General features: G+C 37.9%; 15 protein-coding genes and 1 other annotated feature. Of the genes, 10 read left to right on the forward strand and 5 right to left on the reverse strand.

Annotation, left to right across the window (positions count from 1 at the left end; all coding sequences use genetic code 11):
- The first annotated feature begins 65 nt into the window (after window positions 1-65).
- Genes CP352_RS11140 through CP352_RS05750 form a run of 3 tightly spaced genes read left to right on the forward strand, consistent with a single transcriptional unit; the run spans window position 66 to window position 999 of the window.
- Window positions 66-206, forward strand: a complete 141-nt coding sequence (locus CP352_RS11140; protein ID WP_005725642.1) for a hypothetical protein — start codon at window positions 66-68, stop codon at window positions 204-206.
- Between the two features lie 45 nt (window positions 207-251).
- On the forward strand, window positions 252-545 hold the full coding sequence (locus tag CP352_RS05745; protein ID WP_035443341.1) for a hypothetical protein: 294 nt from the start codon (window positions 252-254) through the stop codon (window positions 543-545).
- A gap of 55 nt (window positions 546-600) precedes the next feature.
- Window positions 601-999 carry a PTS sugar transporter subunit IIA gene (locus CP352_RS05750; protein ID WP_005723897.1) on the forward strand — a complete coding sequence of 133 codons (399 nt, stop codon included), beginning with the start codon at window positions 601-603 and terminating at the stop codon, window positions 997-999.
- Between the two features lie 49 nt (window positions 1,000-1,048).
- Here CP352_RS05750 and CP352_RS05755 read toward each other — a convergent pair whose 3' ends face one another.
- Together CP352_RS05755 and CP352_RS05760 are read right to left on the reverse strand one after the other, a co-directional pair.
- Window positions 1,049-3,700, reverse strand: coding sequence for a calcium-translocating P-type ATPase, PMCA-type (locus CP352_RS05755; RefSeq protein WP_089143438.1), 2,652 nt, complete (start codon window positions 3,698-3,700; stop codon window positions 1,049-1,051).
- A gap of 179 nt (window positions 3,701-3,879) precedes the next feature.
- Window positions 3,880-4,566, reverse strand: coding sequence for a DUF4145 domain-containing protein (locus CP352_RS05760; protein ID WP_035443344.1), 687 nt, complete (start codon window positions 4,564-4,566; stop codon window positions 3,880-3,882).
- A 140-nt stretch (window positions 4,567-4,706) separates the two neighbouring features.
- On the opposite strand from CP352_RS05760, the gene CP352_RS05765 reads away from it, so the two are divergent.
- Window positions 4,707-5,978, forward strand: coding sequence for a hypothetical protein (locus CP352_RS05765; protein ID WP_005718273.1), 1,272 nt, complete (start codon window positions 4,707-4,709; stop codon window positions 5,976-5,978).
- Window positions 5,979-6,120: 142 nt separating this feature from the next.
- Here the strand turns inward: CP352_RS05765 and CP352_RS05770 are convergent, their stop codons facing one another.
- Window positions 6,121-6,771 carry a histidine phosphatase family protein gene (locus CP352_RS05770; RefSeq protein WP_005718274.1) on the reverse strand — a complete coding sequence of 217 codons (651 nt, stop codon included), beginning with the start codon at window positions 6,769-6,771 and terminating at the stop codon, window positions 6,121-6,123.
- A gap of 60 nt (window positions 6,772-6,831) precedes the next feature.
- The gene (locus CP352_RS05775) at window positions 6,832-7,524 is read right to left on the reverse strand and encodes a M57 family metalloprotease (RefSeq protein WP_005727351.1); all 693 of its coding nucleotides are present in this window, start codon (window positions 7,522-7,524) and stop codon (window positions 6,832-6,834) included.
- 153 nt (window positions 7,525-7,677) lie between these two features.
- On the opposite strand from CP352_RS05775, the gene helD reads away from it, so the two are divergent.
- The 5 genes from helD to CP352_RS05800 all read left to right on the forward strand — a co-directional run bounded on the left by helD (window position 7,678) and on the right by CP352_RS05800 (window position 12,969).
- Window positions 7,678-9,984: an RNA polymerase recycling motor HelD gene (gene helD, locus CP352_RS05780; RefSeq protein WP_013086836.1), complete on the forward strand. Its 2,307-nt coding sequence runs from the start codon at window positions 7,678-7,680 to the stop codon at window positions 9,982-9,984.
- Between the two features lie 42 nt (window positions 9,985-10,026).
- Window positions 10,027-10,259: a binding site (T-box leader), on the forward strand.
- A gap of 158 nt (window positions 10,260-10,417) precedes the next feature.
- Window positions 10,418-11,065: an amino acid ABC transporter permease gene (locus CP352_RS05785; protein ID WP_089145335.1), complete on the forward strand. Its 648-nt coding sequence runs from the start codon at window positions 10,418-10,420 to the stop codon at window positions 11,063-11,065.
- A 13-nt stretch (window positions 11,066-11,078) separates the two neighbouring features.
- Window positions 11,079-11,699: an amino acid ABC transporter ATP-binding protein gene (locus CP352_RS05790; protein WP_023488342.1), complete on the forward strand. Its 621-nt coding sequence runs from the start codon at window positions 11,079-11,081 to the stop codon at window positions 11,697-11,699.
- Between the two features lie 3 nt (window positions 11,700-11,702).
- A complete protein-coding gene (locus CP352_RS05795) occupies window positions 11,703-12,518 on the forward strand; it encodes an amino acid ABC transporter substrate-binding protein (protein WP_089145336.1) in 816 nt (271 codons plus the stop codon).
- A gap of 1 nt (window position 12,519) precedes the next feature.
- Window positions 12,520-12,969: a GNAT family N-acetyltransferase gene (locus tag CP352_RS05800; RefSeq protein WP_089150401.1), complete on the forward strand. Its 450-nt coding sequence runs from the start codon at window positions 12,520-12,522 to the stop codon at window positions 12,967-12,969.
- Here CP352_RS05800 and CP352_RS05805 read toward each other — a convergent pair.
- Window positions 12,966-13,523, reverse strand: a complete 558-nt coding sequence (locus CP352_RS05805; RefSeq protein WP_005725650.1) for an SGNH/GDSL hydrolase family protein — start codon at window positions 13,521-13,523, stop codon at window positions 12,966-12,968. The genes CP352_RS05800 and CP352_RS05805 overlap by 4 nt on opposite strands.
- 59 nt (window positions 13,524-13,582) lie before the next feature.
- On the opposite strand from CP352_RS05805, the gene coaA reads away from it, so the two are divergent.
- A complete protein-coding gene (coaA, locus tag CP352_RS05810) occupies window positions 13,583-14,497 on the forward strand; it encodes a type I pantothenate kinase (RefSeq protein ID WP_013086830.1) in 915 nt (304 codons plus the stop codon).
- Window positions 14,498-14,519 lie beyond the last annotated feature (22 nt).

Genomic DNA, 14,519 nt, shown 5'->3' on the forward strand with positions numbered 1-14,519 from the left:
GTAAGCGCAGCCATTCCCATAACGATCGGCTTTTTATATAATAAGAAATATAAGGAGCTGGGAACATGAAGAGTACAGTTTTACAGAAAGTTTGGCTTGTATTTGCTGCTATAGGAATTGGGGCTTCCCTTTTTGTTAACAATTCGCATCAACTGATCGAATCTAATGCAACTACAATTTCAAACGCAATTATTAATACGAAATAAAGATGACAGTCACTTAGGTGGCTGTTTTTTTGTATAATAAAAGAATTGGATGTGAACAAGATGGATTTTGAAGAAGCTAGAAATAAATTACAAATGATTGAAGAAATGCTCAATCGGATGCCCTTGATTCATGGAGAAAATGATGTTTTCAAGGTTACTGCTGATGAGATGGATGACTTTTTAGCCAATGTAACGCCTGATATGGATGGCAAACAAGTGACGGAACAAGGAAAAAAGATTTTGCACACTTGTCTACAAGTACTTAAGTTACGGCAAAAGGATGAGCGGCTAACACCTGAACAAAGTAGCTTATTAGCAGATATTGAACAGATTAATTAATACAAAAATATGTTAAAATGGTTCTATAGAAATCGCTTACAAAGAGGTACGCTTTATGGAACTTTTAATTGCAACTCATGAAGGGTTGGCTGCGGGGTTAATGTCTGCACATGATATGTTGGCAGGCAAGAATGATCAGATCCTGACAATTGAATTAAACGACACAGGAATCAGAGATTTTAAGGCTCGTTTTGCTAAAGTCATGAATAAATATCAGAATAGTCAGATTTTGGTGCTAACTGATTTAAAAAATGGGACACCCCACTTAGTCGCTTCGGAATATGAAGATATGTATCCTGAGCGAGTACGGGTAATTAGCGGTGTTAATTTGCCAATGGTGCTGGAGCTTAGCCATAAGATGATCAATGCTAGCTTGAATGAAAGCACCGAAAAGGCAATTCAGATTGGTCGTAGTCAGATAGATGTTGACCAATTGGCAGCAGCCAAAGTTTAATATCAAAAAAGACGATAGCGTTGTAATGCTACCGTCTTTTTGTAACTAATTAATCTTCAATTAAATTATTGTCATTAATAAAAATATTTCTAAACTTTGCCCAACCTTTTACTAACTCAACTTGTGCAATTGAAAGTAAAGCTAGGGTAACTACGATTAACCATTGTCCAGCTGACAAACTGGTAATGTGAAATGCATCTTGCATTGCTGGGACAAAGAGAATAATACCCATGAAAAATGCAGAGATAATGAATGACACTGTTAACCATGGATTATTACCAGATGATCTTTTCCAGATGGGATCAGTATTTGAATGCTGGTTAAATGAACGAATCATTTGGGCCAATGCTAAAATACTGAAGGCCATGGTTTGTCCGACAACTTGATTGCCGATTTCTTTACCAATGAAGTAACCAATTAAAGTAAGCAGGGCAACAAATATTCCTTGGGTAATAACCCGAATAACTAGGTCTTTTTCGAATAAAGTACCAGCTTTAACTGGCTTGTGTTTCATAATGTTTTTACTTGCTGGGTCTACGCCAAGAGCAAGGGCAGGTAGAGTAGCTGTAGCTAAGTTAACCCACAAGATGTGTACTGCCAATAATGGCGCATCCCAGTTAAAAATAGTTGCCGCAAACAAAGTGGTAATTTCAGCAATGTTACCAACTAGCAAGAACTGAATTACTTTTTGGATGTTGCGGTAGACGCGGCGACCTTCCTTGATAGCGTGCGCAATTGTGGTAAAACTATCATCAAGCAAGATCATATCAGCCACGTCCTTAGCCACGTCTGTACCCGTTACACCCATAGCGACACCGATATCGGCAGCCTTTAAGGCAGGTGAATCGTTTACTCCGTCACCGGTCATAGCTGTTACCTCACCATTTCGCTTTAAGCTTTGAATGATGCGCAGTTTGTCAGCAGGAGAAACGCGAGCAAAAACGGTAGCCTTTTCAACAGCTTGATCTAATTCTGCATCAGACATTTGGTCTAATTCAGTTCCCGAGATTGCTAAGTCACCTGTCTGATAAATGTTTAACTTTTTCGCAATTGCCAAGGCAGTTACCTTGTGGTCACCGGTAATCATAATTGTGCGAATACCGGCTTCACGGCAGGTTTTAACTGATGCCGCAACTTCTTTTCGTGGTGGGTCAATCATGCCGACAATCCCGATAAAAGTCAAATTATTTTCCAAATCAGCATTTGCTTCAGGTAAGTTATCCACTATTTTGGTAGCAAAGCCTAGTACTCGTAAAGCGTCAGCTTGCATTTGGTGAGACAAGTGGGCAATTTGCTTTTTGTCTTGGGGTGTAATTTTACGCACGCCATTGTCAGTCATAATGTGTGTACATAACGGCAACATTTCGTCCGATGCACCCTTAGTGAAGACCGTTAATTGACCGTCAATTTTGTGCAATGTTGTCATCCGTTTTCTGTCCGAATCAAAGGGTTGTTCGAACAAACGGGGGAATTCTTTCTTTAAGTTGGATTGGTTAAAGCCAAGCTTTTGGGCAAAAGGAATTAAGGCTATCTCAGTTGGATCACCAATCTCTTTTTCACCATTCAAGCTGGCATCGTTACAAAGAGCGCTAGCATAGGCCAAAGTTTGATTGGTTTTATTTGCTGCAAGCTGATCAACTGCGTGACTTTGGCTGAAGTCATTCGTTGCTGCCTGTGTAACAGTCATTTTGTTTAAGGTTAAAGTACCAGTTTTGTCGGAACAGATGACAGTGGCGTTACCTAAGGTTTCGACTGCTGGCAACTTTTTGATCAAAGCGTTACGCTTAACCATGCGTTTAACGCCTAAGGCCATAACAATTGTCGCGGTTGCTGGCAGACCTTCTGGAATAATTGAAATTGCCAATGAGATAGCAACCAAGAATTGTGGTAAAAGTGGACGGCCATAGAAAGCACCAATTGCAAAGACCAAACTACAAATAATTAAGCCGATAATCGTTAAGACCATGCCGGCTTTAGCTAATTTGCGTTTCAATGGTGTTTGTACTTCAGTTTGATCTTCTAACATGCCAGCAATGGCACCCATTTCTGTTTGCATCCCAATTGCTGTCACGACGCCTTGACCACGACCATAAGTCACAATTGAGGAAGAAAAAGCCATATTGATGCGGTCACCAAGAGCACAATCTGGATTTAAAACAGCAGCTGCGTCTTTTTCTACCAGTACTGATTCACCAGTAAGGGATGCTTCTTGAATTTTCAAGTTAGCTGTTTCAATTAAGCGCAAATCGGCTGGAACCATGTCCCCATCAAGCAAGATAACAATATCACCAACTACTAATTCCTTGGCCGGTATGATTAATTCTTTGCCATTACGAATTACATGAGCAGTTGGCGCAGATATGTCACGTAACGCAGCTAAAGAAGACTGTGCCTTTTTTTCCTGAACTACTCCAATAATGGTATTAAGAACCACGATTGTCGCGATAATAATGGCTTCGGTATATTCGCCAAACATAGCAGATAAGAGGGCAGCTACTAATAAGATACCGATCATTGGATCAAAAATCTGCTCTTTGACCATTTGGATTACTGTTTTAGGAGGTTTAGCTGCGAGCTCGTTTAAACCAGCTTGCTGGCGTATTCGAACTTCGTCTTCAGTTAAACCAGTTTCGGTTGTTTTTGTATTTGTTAATACCTCAGACTGTTCGACAGCCCAAGGTTTTTGCCTGTGATTATCCATAGCGGACTAACCACTCCTTTCGTAAAAAAATAATGGAAAACGACCTACTAGCATAAGCCGTTCCCCATTTGAGAAACTTGTTCAGTTTTCATTTGCGTATCGGCAGCGTCATAGGCGCTTCTCGGTATGTAAATTATATAATATATAGTTTATCATATTGTGACATAGTGTCAATATGACTAATCATGGTGAAAGAGTTCTTTAATTTTTCTTAACCAATTGTCTTTAGTAGAAGGAGTAGTTTTCGTTTGTGACTCAGAGTTAGTTTGCTCTATATGCTGTTTACTGGAAAAATGTTTAACATGTTTCGTCTTTTTTGGTGCAGATGCGGACTGTTTTTTCTTATTATTTTGATGATCATGCAATTTCATTATTTTTGGTTGCTTATTTTGGCGCACATAATAATGGTCTTCATCAGTTTGTGCTTCCATCGCAATATCGGGACGCAAATAATATAGGTCTTGACCGTCATAGCTGTTAATTAAAAAGACAAGAATATCGTGTAAATCACAAATACAGTGCCAGGCTTGCTTTTGATCTGGTTCAATTTGGTTATCGTGGACAGCAGCGTTGCCCATGCGGCGTATTTCGTCAAATAAATCCATGATCGAAAGAGGGTAATCTAGTTCATTGCGTAAATAGTGTGTATTATTACGCAAATTACGGTGTTCGCCATCATGAACTGTGTAATATGGACTGAGATTTTCTAACTTAAAAATTTTTTTGATTAGACTCTCTAATAGAAGACGTGAATTTGAAATAACGTCACGATAATCATCAATTGTGTATAATTTGTGGATTTTTTCAGCGGTAGGAAAGGCTTCCTTGAAGCTGCTATTTTTTACAAAATCAAAATTTACTTCCACTGTGCAATCCCCTCCAAAATAAAATAATGCTACTAAATATAATAAGAACTTCGTCTTGATTTGTGAATAAAAGATGTTTGCTTTTTTTGATCAACTTGTTAATCTAAGTTAAAAGGATTTGTGAAAAGGTGTTTTGATCAATGAAAAAACATAAGAAAATTTGGATATCGGGAGTTATTATCCTGTTAATTGGTATTGCATGGCTAATTGGCAATTTTTATTACACTAAAGAACGTCAAATTGACCGCATTGTAGCTAAAATGCAGGATCCTAAAACTGAGCTGGCTCAGTATGTCACGGCTTCAACGCCTGATATGGATGTGACAGATAAATCGCTGAAGCCGCTTCAAAATTACTTTAAAGAGCATCACAGTGCAGCTAAACGTTTAGCCTATAATTTGCGTCATAATCGCGATCATGGTGAAATCAGACTGATTCAAGATGGACGCAATTTTTTGCTTTTTCCAAAATATAAGTTGTGGATACAAGTATATCGCCCACAGGTGAAGACCAATCACGCTAATTCAACTTTGACGGTTAACCAAAAGGATTATGGTGAAATGGAAGGTGGCAACCAGAATTACTATCAAGATTTAGGTATGGTCTTTCCTGGTCGCTATCATATATTAGTTAAATCTAAGGTTAATGGTCGCCATTTAGATGCTGATTCGATTGTTAACATTTGGTCAGATAAGACTGTTGATATGAAGATCAAAACGGCCACTTTCCAAGTGCGCAGCGTTCCTAATGGTACGATCTATATCAATGATCGTAAGGCGGGTAAATTGAACCAGCATGGTAGCTATACTTTCAAGGATTATCCGATTGCTAAGCGAATGGAAATCTATATTAAGAGTAAGGCAGATGGTCAAACTATTAAGTCCGAAAGGGTAACGGATTTGTCGCAATCGATTAGTTCAGAATTTTCTAATAGTGAGGATGACGTCACTGATTATGATGGTACTGCTGAATATCAAGGCAATGGCGAAAAAGATGTCTATCAGGATGCAGAAGGTGACTATATTGTTAACCCGATTTGGCCTGGCTTGATTAAGGTGGGGGATGCAGCTAAGCTATTGTACAACACCCTTAAGTCGCCAAATGCAGATGACTTTGAAAATGGAAAAGAAAATGCAGACTATAAGAAGATTGCTAAGCAACTAAAGGAATGGCATAAAAAGAAGAGTATCAAGAAATTAAGTGTAAAGATCAAGGTGCTCTCTGTTTTACCAGGTAAGCGTAATTATAGTCGGATTAACTATGAAGTAACCTTTATTAAAAAGTATAAAGATAAGAGTAAAAAGAAAGAACGATTGTCGTATCAAAACGCTGTTTTCCACCAAAAAGATGGCAAACAATTGATTCAGACTTTGGGCGACTGTAAGTTAATAAAAACTAAAACAAGTGACTAAAGATTAGTTAGAGTAAGACTTCCTACTGTTAAAAATAATAGGAAGTTTTTTAATAACAGTGAAGCTATATAAAAATATTGTTTTGCAAAAATAATTAAACAAACAAAATAAGATTAGGCCCGATTCGCCTAATCTTATTTTGCTATAAATGCATTAAATTCCACTTAGGTATCTTAATTTCGCCTTTCTCACTCATTGTCATAATAGTGATTGAAGCATTCTTAGGACCTGGAACCAAAGGAATATGGTCACCATAACGATACCAGAGACTTCTAATAGTGAAGCCGTGAGTAACTAGCAGAATGTTTTCAGCGCCATCCAATTGACTGATTAATTTAAAACCATCATCAAGACGAGCCCAATATTCTTCAGCGTTTTCTGCTTGGTGATAAGGATCGGCTTCTTTAATCCAATCCTTAATAGTATCGATGCTCTCATGAGCAAACATTTCTTGCCGTGTTCCGTAGCCGTGACTGCCACCAATCATTCGCCAAGCCATTTCGGAATCCATTCCTTCGAAGTAGCCGTAGAATTGTTCTCTGAAAAATGGACTAGCGATGTGCTGCAATTCGTCTTTGTTGGCGTTATATTTCATGATGATCTCACAGGTATCACTTGCTCTCTTAAGATCACTAGACAATGCAATGTCAAAAGGTACTTCGCTTAAAGCTTTACCAGCTTCTTCAGCGCCTTCAATTCCTGGTGTAGTTAATGGTGTGTCACACCAACCTTGCATCTTATTGTAGCGATTGATATAAGTTTGACCGTGACGGACGATATAAATTCTTTTCATATTTTTCTCCTCGTAAAAAGCTCACACTTTATTGTAGAAAAAAGAGGTGAGCTTTTAAAGTTAATTATTTTCGTGGTAGATCTTTTTAACAGTTTTAATATCTTGCGGTTGAATCGTATAGATCGAACCCTTTGGGTACATGACTGAGACATTATTAGTGTGGTTTAAGCCAATTGCGTGGCCTAATTCGTGTTCAGCAGTATTAACGATTCGATTGTAACTGTAACCATACCATTCGTTTTGCAAATAGTAACGGTTCAAGTTGACCGTGGCCTTTAACAAATGTCCTGTAGCAGGGTTATAGGTAGTTGCTGTTTCTCCTGCGGCATTAGTGTCGCTATTATCGACTGTATTAATGACGATTTGAGCGTCTTTTTTATCATTTATTTGGTGAAAAGTAAAAGCACCGGTACGATTCCAAGCGTTCATTGCATTGACTGCAGCTGATCTTAGTTGAGCATTATTGCTAATATCGATATAAACCTTAGCTTCAGGATTTGACCATACACGATTGTCTGAAGAATCGTCATTTTCTGTTTTATCTGTGTCAGTTTTGATATTAGTAGTCTTTTTTTCGTTATTGGGAGAAATGGTCGTTTCGTTAGTTAGAAGTTCGTTAATTCGATAGCTAAGTGTAGCTAGGGAGTCTTGCGTTGCGATACGAATATTGGGATTGTTCTGATAAGTCCAAACGCCAAGAGCGATAAGAGCAAGCAAGAGAACATTTCTCAGTAATTTAAAAAATCTTTTCATGTATATATCACCCCCAATATGTCAAGATTATAGTCTCTAAAGTTAAAGTTTTCATCAATTTTTATTTATATTTTTCTCACGAGCAGGAAAACTATTATGAAAGCGCTATTCATGGTAAAATAGTATGCGAATTTTTAAAGAAAAGGTGATTAGATGGCTACAGCCAAAACTGAAAAAAACGAAAAAGAACTTGAACAAAAGCACCTTGATAATATTATGGGTCAGATCAAGGACCGCGAAAAAACTTTAAAAAAATCTATCAAATCAGCTGAAGGCGAAGCAAGAGAGCTTAATTCACACTTTTTTGACGATGTTAAATTGGATTATGATGGTTATTCCACTTCAATGGAAACAGCACTGTCAATCCACCAGCAGCAACAATTATTGAGTGAACGTGAACATGCTTGGCAACATTCAGCTAAGCAGCTAGAGACTGTAGAGCGTTTAGAGAAGCGACCATATTTTGCTCGGGTTGATTTTAAAGAAAAAAATGAGGACCGAACAGAGACGATTTATATTGGTCTAGGTTCTTTTGCAGACAAGGACGATCACTTCTTGATCTATGACTGGCGGGCACCAATATCTTCAATTTATTATGATGGTAAATTGGGTAAAGTTTCTTACAATTCGCCTGAAGGTGAAATTACAGTTGATATGACTAAGAAACGCCAATTTATGATTGAAGATGGCAAGATTGTGAACATGTTTGACACTGATGAGTCAATCGGTGATCAAATGCTCTTGGAAGTTTTGTCAGAAAAATCATCAACGCAGATGAAGTCAATCGTAACGACGATTCAACGCGAACAAAATAAGATTATTCGAAACACCAAAGCAGATCTGCTTTTTGTCCAGGGTGCGGCAGGTTCTGGTAAAACCAGTGCGATTTTGCAGCGGATAGCCTTTTTGCTTTATCGTTATCGTGGCAACCTGACTTCAAGTGATGTAATCATGTTCAGTCCTAACCAGTTGTTTAATGACTATATTAAGAATGTTTTGCCTGAAATGGGCGAACAAAATATGGTTCAAATGACTTACTGGCAGTTCGTTGCGCGACGGTTGCCAGGTATGGAAGTTGAAAACTTGTTCAGACAGTTTGAAGATCAAACCGCAGACAGCAATATTTCTAAGTTTAAGGATTCAGTTAATTTCTTTAACTTGTTAACTCGTTATGCAGAGCACTTGAATAAGCGCGGTGTTATTTTCAAGAATATTTATTTCCGTGATAAGAAGAAGCCTTACTTTGATAAGGAAAAAATTAAGGAGATCTATTATTCTTTCAATGAAAATTACAAGTTGGCCAACCGAATTGATGCAACGCGTGAAGAATTGATCAAGATGTTGAATCGAAAGATTACGCCAGAAACTAAGAAGGCTTGGGTGGCACACGCTATTGAAGGAATGAGCCAATCTGAATTAAATGAGTTATATGATCGACCTGATCAAGAATTTGAGTCTGAGGCTAAGGAAGAGGCCTTTTTAGGTAGAAAAATTGTATTATCAGCCTTGAAGGGCGTGCATAAGCGTATTTTGCACAACCACTTTTTGAATATGCGAGCACAATACCTGAGCTTTTTGCGAGCTGTACCTAAGATGGTTGATCTATCTAAGTGGAATATTGATGAAAATGATTGGTTGGCTCATGTGGAAGAAGTTAAGAATAACTTTAAGCAGCACCATATTGCCATGAATGATGTTTCAGCTTACTTATATTTGTATGACATGATCACTGGTCGCAGGACTGACTTTGAGATGCGTTATGCCTTCATTGACGAAATTCAAGATTATACTCCATTTCAATTAGCTTACTTGAAGTATAATTTCCCACGGGCCAAGTTTACAATGTTGGGTGACTTGAATCAGGCTATTTTTACTAAGGATGAAAGTCGTAGCTTACTTAAGCAGATCTCTGGCTTATTTGATCCTGAAAAAACTGATGTGGTGCAATTAACGAAATCATATCGTTCAACTAAGGAATTGACCAATTTCACCAAGCAAATTTTGCGTCAAGGCGAAAAGATTGAAGCCTTTAACCGTAAAGGTCCTAAGCCTATAATTTGGGGCAGAAAAACCGATGATGAAGCAATTGATGTTTTAGTTAACGTTTTGCATAATAATGAACAAAATAAGCGTACGACAGCTGTTATTACCAAAGACTTAGCTGCAGCTAAATTTGTGCATGAAGAATTAGCTAAAAAAGGTGAAAACACGACCTTAATTGCGACTGCTAATCAGCGACTAGTTGATGGTACTCTAGTTGTGCCTTCTTACTTGGCTAAGGGACTAGAATTTGATGCGGTAGTCATGTGGGATGCCTCTAAAGCTGCTTACCATAAATTGGATGAAACTCAACTTGTTTATACTATTACCTCTCGTGCAATGTATAAGCTAGATATTATTTATACTGGAGAAAAGAGTCCATTGCTTGATGTTGATCCAGATACTTATGAAGAAAAATAATTGACAAAAGTTGCTAGATCATTTAAGATTTATTCAACATTAAAAACAACTTAGAACAGAAATAGTAATACTAGTCAAAGTAATAGAGAGTCTTTGCTGGTGGAAATAAGATATTTGCTAGTATGAATCACATCTGTGAGTTGGTCTTCTGAACAAAAGTAGGAAAATCCGGGATAGCCCGTTATAGCTAAAGGTTGATTATTGAACTTATTGAGGCAAGTTGCGTGAGCAATTTGTAAACATGAGGTGGAACCGCGATTACATTCGCCCTCGTAGCCGTTTGGCTATGAGGGTTTTTCTTTTAAAATAATCAACCTAGTGAGGCATTTCTGCGTGAGCAGGTGCGAACATGAGGTGGAATCACGAGCAGTCGTCCTCTTAGGTTAATCCTAAGAGGGCTTTTTTATTAGGAAAGAAAAATGAAGGTGAGAGTATGTCATTAAAATATATTGCAGAAATTTTACCCGCTCTTTTGTCAGGAGCAGGCATGACGTTAAGTATTTTTTTCTGGACCTTAATTTTAGCAACGCCATTAGGAATTTTGGTCTCATTAGGTGAAAAAAGTAAGTTTAAACCATTACGCTGGTTGGTTAACTTTTATGTTTGGATTATGCGGGGCACGCCCTTATTATTGCAATTGATCTTTGTCTTTTATGGCTTACCAATTATTCATATCGTCTTTCCCCGCTATCAAGCAGCCTTGTTTGCTTTTATTTTGAATTATGCGGCTTATTTTGCGGAAATTTTTCGTGGCGGCTTCCAATCGATTGATGAAGGCCAGTTTGAAGCAGCGAAAGTTTTGCGCTTGAGCCGCTGGCAAACGATGACCAAGATCATTATTCCCCAGGTAATAAAAATTGTTTTGCCTTCAATTGGAAATGAAGTAATTAACTTAGTTAAGGATTCATCATTAGTTTATGTCATTGGCTTAGGTGATTTGCTTAGGGCCGGCAATGTAGCAATGGCTAGAGATGTAACACTGGTACCGTTAGTTTTAGTAGGTGTAATTTATCTACTGTTGATCGGTATTTGTGCTTTTGTTTTGAAAAAGCTGGAAAACCACTTTTCTTATTACAAGTAGTTGAGGTGAGAATATGTTAGAAGTGAAAAATTTGAGCAAAGAATTTAACGGTCACCAAATTTTGCGTGACATCTCCTTTACCTTGAAAGATGGAGAAATTATGACAATTGTAGGCCCATCTGGAGCGGGGAAAACCACCTTACTAAGAATTATTGCCGGTTTGGAAACAAAAGATGCCGGTGAAATTTTGATTGACGGTAAACCTTATGATTCAGGCAAGGTTGGCGTTGTTTTCCAAGATTATAATCTTTTTCCTAATTTGAACGTTTTACAAAATATCACTTTGGCACCTACTTTGGTATTAAAAAAGAGTAAAACTGAAGCAGAGCAGGATGCACGATTATTGTTAAAACGTCTACAAATGAGTGGGCGTGAACAGCAGTATCCTTATGAGTTATCAGGTGGGCAGAAACAGCGAGTAGCTATCGCTAGAGCTTTGGCTATGAAGCCGCGGATTCTTTGTTATGATGAGCCAACTAGCGCGCTAGATCCTAATTTACGTAAAGAAGTTGAGAAAATGATTTTAAGCTTAAAAAAATCGGGTTTAACCCAGCTGATTATCACCCACGACTTGAATTTTGCAGAGAATGTGGCGGATCAGATGCTCAAGGTTCGACCGTTAAGCGAGGATTAGGCAATGAAAAAATGGATTTTAGGTATCGTCTTGGCCTTAACATTATGTTTAACTGGTTGCCAAAGCGTACAAAAAGAAGCTAATACTCAAGATACATGGAATAGGATTGCCAGAAAAAAGCAAGTGGTAATTGGCTTAGACGATAGTTTTGTACCAATGGGTTTTGAAAAGAAAAACGGCCAATTGACGGGTTATGACATCGACTTAGCTAAGGCAGTCTTTAAACAATATGGCATTAAGGTTTCTTTTCAAACGATTGATTGGTCAATGAACGTTACAGAGCTGCGTAACGGTACGATCGACTTACTCTGGAATGGTTACAGCATTACGTCAGAACGACAGAAAAAAGTAGCTTTTAGCAAGCCATATTTACGTAATCGCCAGGTTATAGTTGTGAAAAAAGATAGTGGCATTAGTTCATTTAAACAAATGAAGAATTATGAATTAGGAATGCAAACTGGTTCAACAGCAGAGCAGTGGTATGAAACTAAACAAGACGTGCTGCATGCTAAGAAAACAGTTTTATATGATACGATCTCTAACTCATACTTGGATCTGAATGCAGGACGAATTCAAGGAATTCTGTTAGATGAAGTTTATGCCGACTATTATATTGCTCACATGGCTAAAAGTAGCGAATACAAGGTAATTCAGAATGATCGCGTGCCAATGGACTTGTTCGCTGTGGGGATGCGTAAGGGAGACAAAACTTTGCGTCAGAAGGTCAATCAAGGTTTAGCAAGATTGCAAAAAAATGGTCAATTGCGTAAACTTAATGAAAAATGGTTTGGCAGAAACAATAGTTGGTTAGGCAAGTAATATGAAGATAGATAATTTTACTTTTAAAAAGATTGATGAAATGACAGCTAGAGAATTCTATTGCGTAGAAAGATTGCGCAACACGATTTTTGTGGCTGAACAGAAGATAACTCTACCAGATTTAGATGATGCCGACTTAATTGCCTTTCAAGTCTATTTACTCAATCAAAAACAGACGACTGCCTTAGCGACTTGTCGTCTGTTTCAAGAAGATGGTAAATGGATGCTAGGACGCGTTGCTGTGTCAAAAGAAGCGCGCGGACAACAGCTAGGATCGAAAATGATTACAGCTGTGCATAAATTTTTACGGCAAAATAAGATTGATGCAATTTACTGTCACGCCCAAATGCGGGTAAAGCCTTTCTATGATAGCTTGGGCTATCAAGTTGTAGGCGAACCGTTTGATGAAGGCGGCGTAGAACATGTGATGATGAAGAGGGACTTGGCTTAGGCTAAGTCTTTTTTGATTACTGGCACGATTTGATTAACTAAAAACTCATTTCCTTGATCAGTTAAATGTTGCCCGTCGGCTTGATAATATGTCGATTTGTCTTTTAAGTTTCTCATTGCAGGTAAAATATCCACAAATTGTGCACCATGTGCCTTTGCGACTTTTTGGGCGATATTGTTAAAAAGATCGAGTCTTTCAGCACCATAATATTGAAAAATGTCACTTTCTGGATTGGGATTGCACAATCCCACAACAATGGCTTTGCCTACTGCACTAAGGATTTGAGCCAAGTTCTTTTCGTAGCTTTCTGGACTAATGCCCCAAGCTGTTGCGGCATCGTTATTGCCGTATTCAACAACAACTAGATCATGTTCTGGGGGAATTTGCTCCAAATAATCGACGCCTTCAACTGTGGTAGCACCGCTTTTAGAAATGTTTTCCACCTGTGCATAATTAATTAGTGCCTGTTGAAATAAATTAGTTACTAGGTTTGTATTTTGACCATTACGATATCCGTTAAAAATGGAATCGCCGAATAGGATTATTTTTTTCATATTTTTAGCGCTTTCTATTATAATAAGTTAGTGTTTTAGAAGGAATATGGATACGATATATGAGAAATTATACGAGTTTTAACAGAAATGAATGGGCTAAATTAGCTCCCTTAGATAAAGTCAATATTACCAAAGAAGAATTAGCTGATATCAAGTCTTTAGGAGACGTGATTGACCTAACCGACGTGCATGAGATCTATACCAGTTTGATCAGTTACTTACACTTAGTTTACCAACAAAAAAAGAATGCGCAAAAAGCACAAATCAAATTTTTGCATAAAAGTTTTTCACCAGCTCCGTTTATCATCGGTATTTCGGGTTCGGTTGCAGTTGGCAAATCAACCACTGCGCGTTTATTACAATTGTTGCTCAGTAGAACCTATCCAGAATTAAAGGTACACTTGATGACCACGGATGGTTTTATTTATCCTAATGAGGAATTAAAACGGCGCAATTTAATGCCCCGCAAAGGTTTTCCAGAAAGCTATGATATGGCTTTACTTAGCAACTTTTTGCGTGATGTCTTGAGTGGCAAAAGCGATATTGTTTATCCGTTGTATTCTCAAGAATTAAGCGATATAGTACCTGGGAAATATGGTCATGTAAAAAATCCTGATGTATTGATTATTGAAGGAATTAATACATTGCAATTGCCCGAGAGTGGACAAGTTGTGACTAGTGACTTTTTCGATTTTTCAATTTATATTGACGCTGAAGAAGATTTGATTGAAAAATGGTACATGCAACGCTTTAGAAAAGTACTTAAATTAAATAAAAATAAGCCAGATAATTTTTACTATAAAATGGCTAATGGACCGCTGGAAGATGCAATTCAATTGGCTGAAGAAACCTGGCAGATGGTTAATCTGGTCAACTTGCGTGAATATATTGCGCCAACCAAGGAACGTGCTAGCCTGATTTTGCATAAGACTGACGGACATTTGATTGATCGGATATACCTGCGGCACATCTAATTTGGTATACTAGGTATTATGA

The organism is Lactobacillus sp. UMNPBX1, from assembly GCF_002554085.1.
In the GTDB taxonomy this organism is placed as follows: Bacteria; Bacillota; Bacilli; order Lactobacillales; family Lactobacillaceae; genus Lactobacillus; species Lactobacillus crispatus.

Excerpts from the sequence above, each read along its gene's own strand:
- CP352_RS11140 (WP_005725642.1), top strand. The coding sequence starts at position 66 with ATGAAGAGTACAGTTTTACAGAAAGTTTGGCTTGTATTTGCTGCTATA.
- CP352_RS05750 (WP_005723897.1), top strand. The coding sequence starts at position 601 with ATGGAACTTTTAATTGCAACTCATGAAGGGTTGGCTGCGGGGTTAATG.
- CP352_RS05755 (WP_089143438.1), bottom strand. The coding sequence starts at position 3,700 with ATGGATAATCACAGGCAAAAACCTTGGGCTGTCGAACAGTCTGAGGTA.
- CP352_RS05765 (WP_005718273.1), top strand. The coding sequence starts at position 4,707 with ATGAAAAAACATAAGAAAATTTGGATATCGGGAGTTATTATCCTGTTA.
- CP352_RS05770 (WP_005718274.1), bottom strand. The coding sequence starts at position 6,771 with ATGAAAAGAATTTATATCGTCCGTCACGGTCAAACTTATATCAATCGC.
- CP352_RS05775 (WP_005727351.1), bottom strand. The coding sequence starts at position 7,524 with ATGAAAAGATTTTTTAAATTACTGAGAAATGTTCTCTTGCTTGCTCTT.
- helD (WP_013086836.1), top strand. The coding sequence starts at position 7,678 with ATGGCTACAGCCAAAACTGAAAAAAACGAAAAAGAACTTGAACAAAAG.
- CP352_RS05785 (WP_089145335.1), top strand. The coding sequence starts at position 10,418 with ATGTCATTAAAATATATTGCAGAAATTTTACCCGCTCTTTTGTCAGGA.
- CP352_RS05790 (WP_023488342.1), top strand. The coding sequence starts at position 11,079 with ATGTTAGAAGTGAAAAATTTGAGCAAAGAATTTAACGGTCACCAAATT.
- CP352_RS05795 (WP_089145336.1), top strand. The coding sequence starts at position 11,703 with ATGAAAAAATGGATTTTAGGTATCGTCTTGGCCTTAACATTATGTTTA.
- CP352_RS05800 (WP_089150401.1), top strand. The coding sequence starts at position 12,520 with ATGAAGATAGATAATTTTACTTTTAAAAAGATTGATGAAATGACAGCT.
- CP352_RS05805 (WP_005725650.1), bottom strand. The coding sequence starts at position 13,523 with ATGAAAAAAATAATCCTATTCGGCGATTCCATTTTTAACGGATATCGT.
- coaA (WP_013086830.1), top strand. The coding sequence starts at position 13,583 with ATGAGAAATTATACGAGTTTTAACAGAAATGAATGGGCTAAATTAGCT.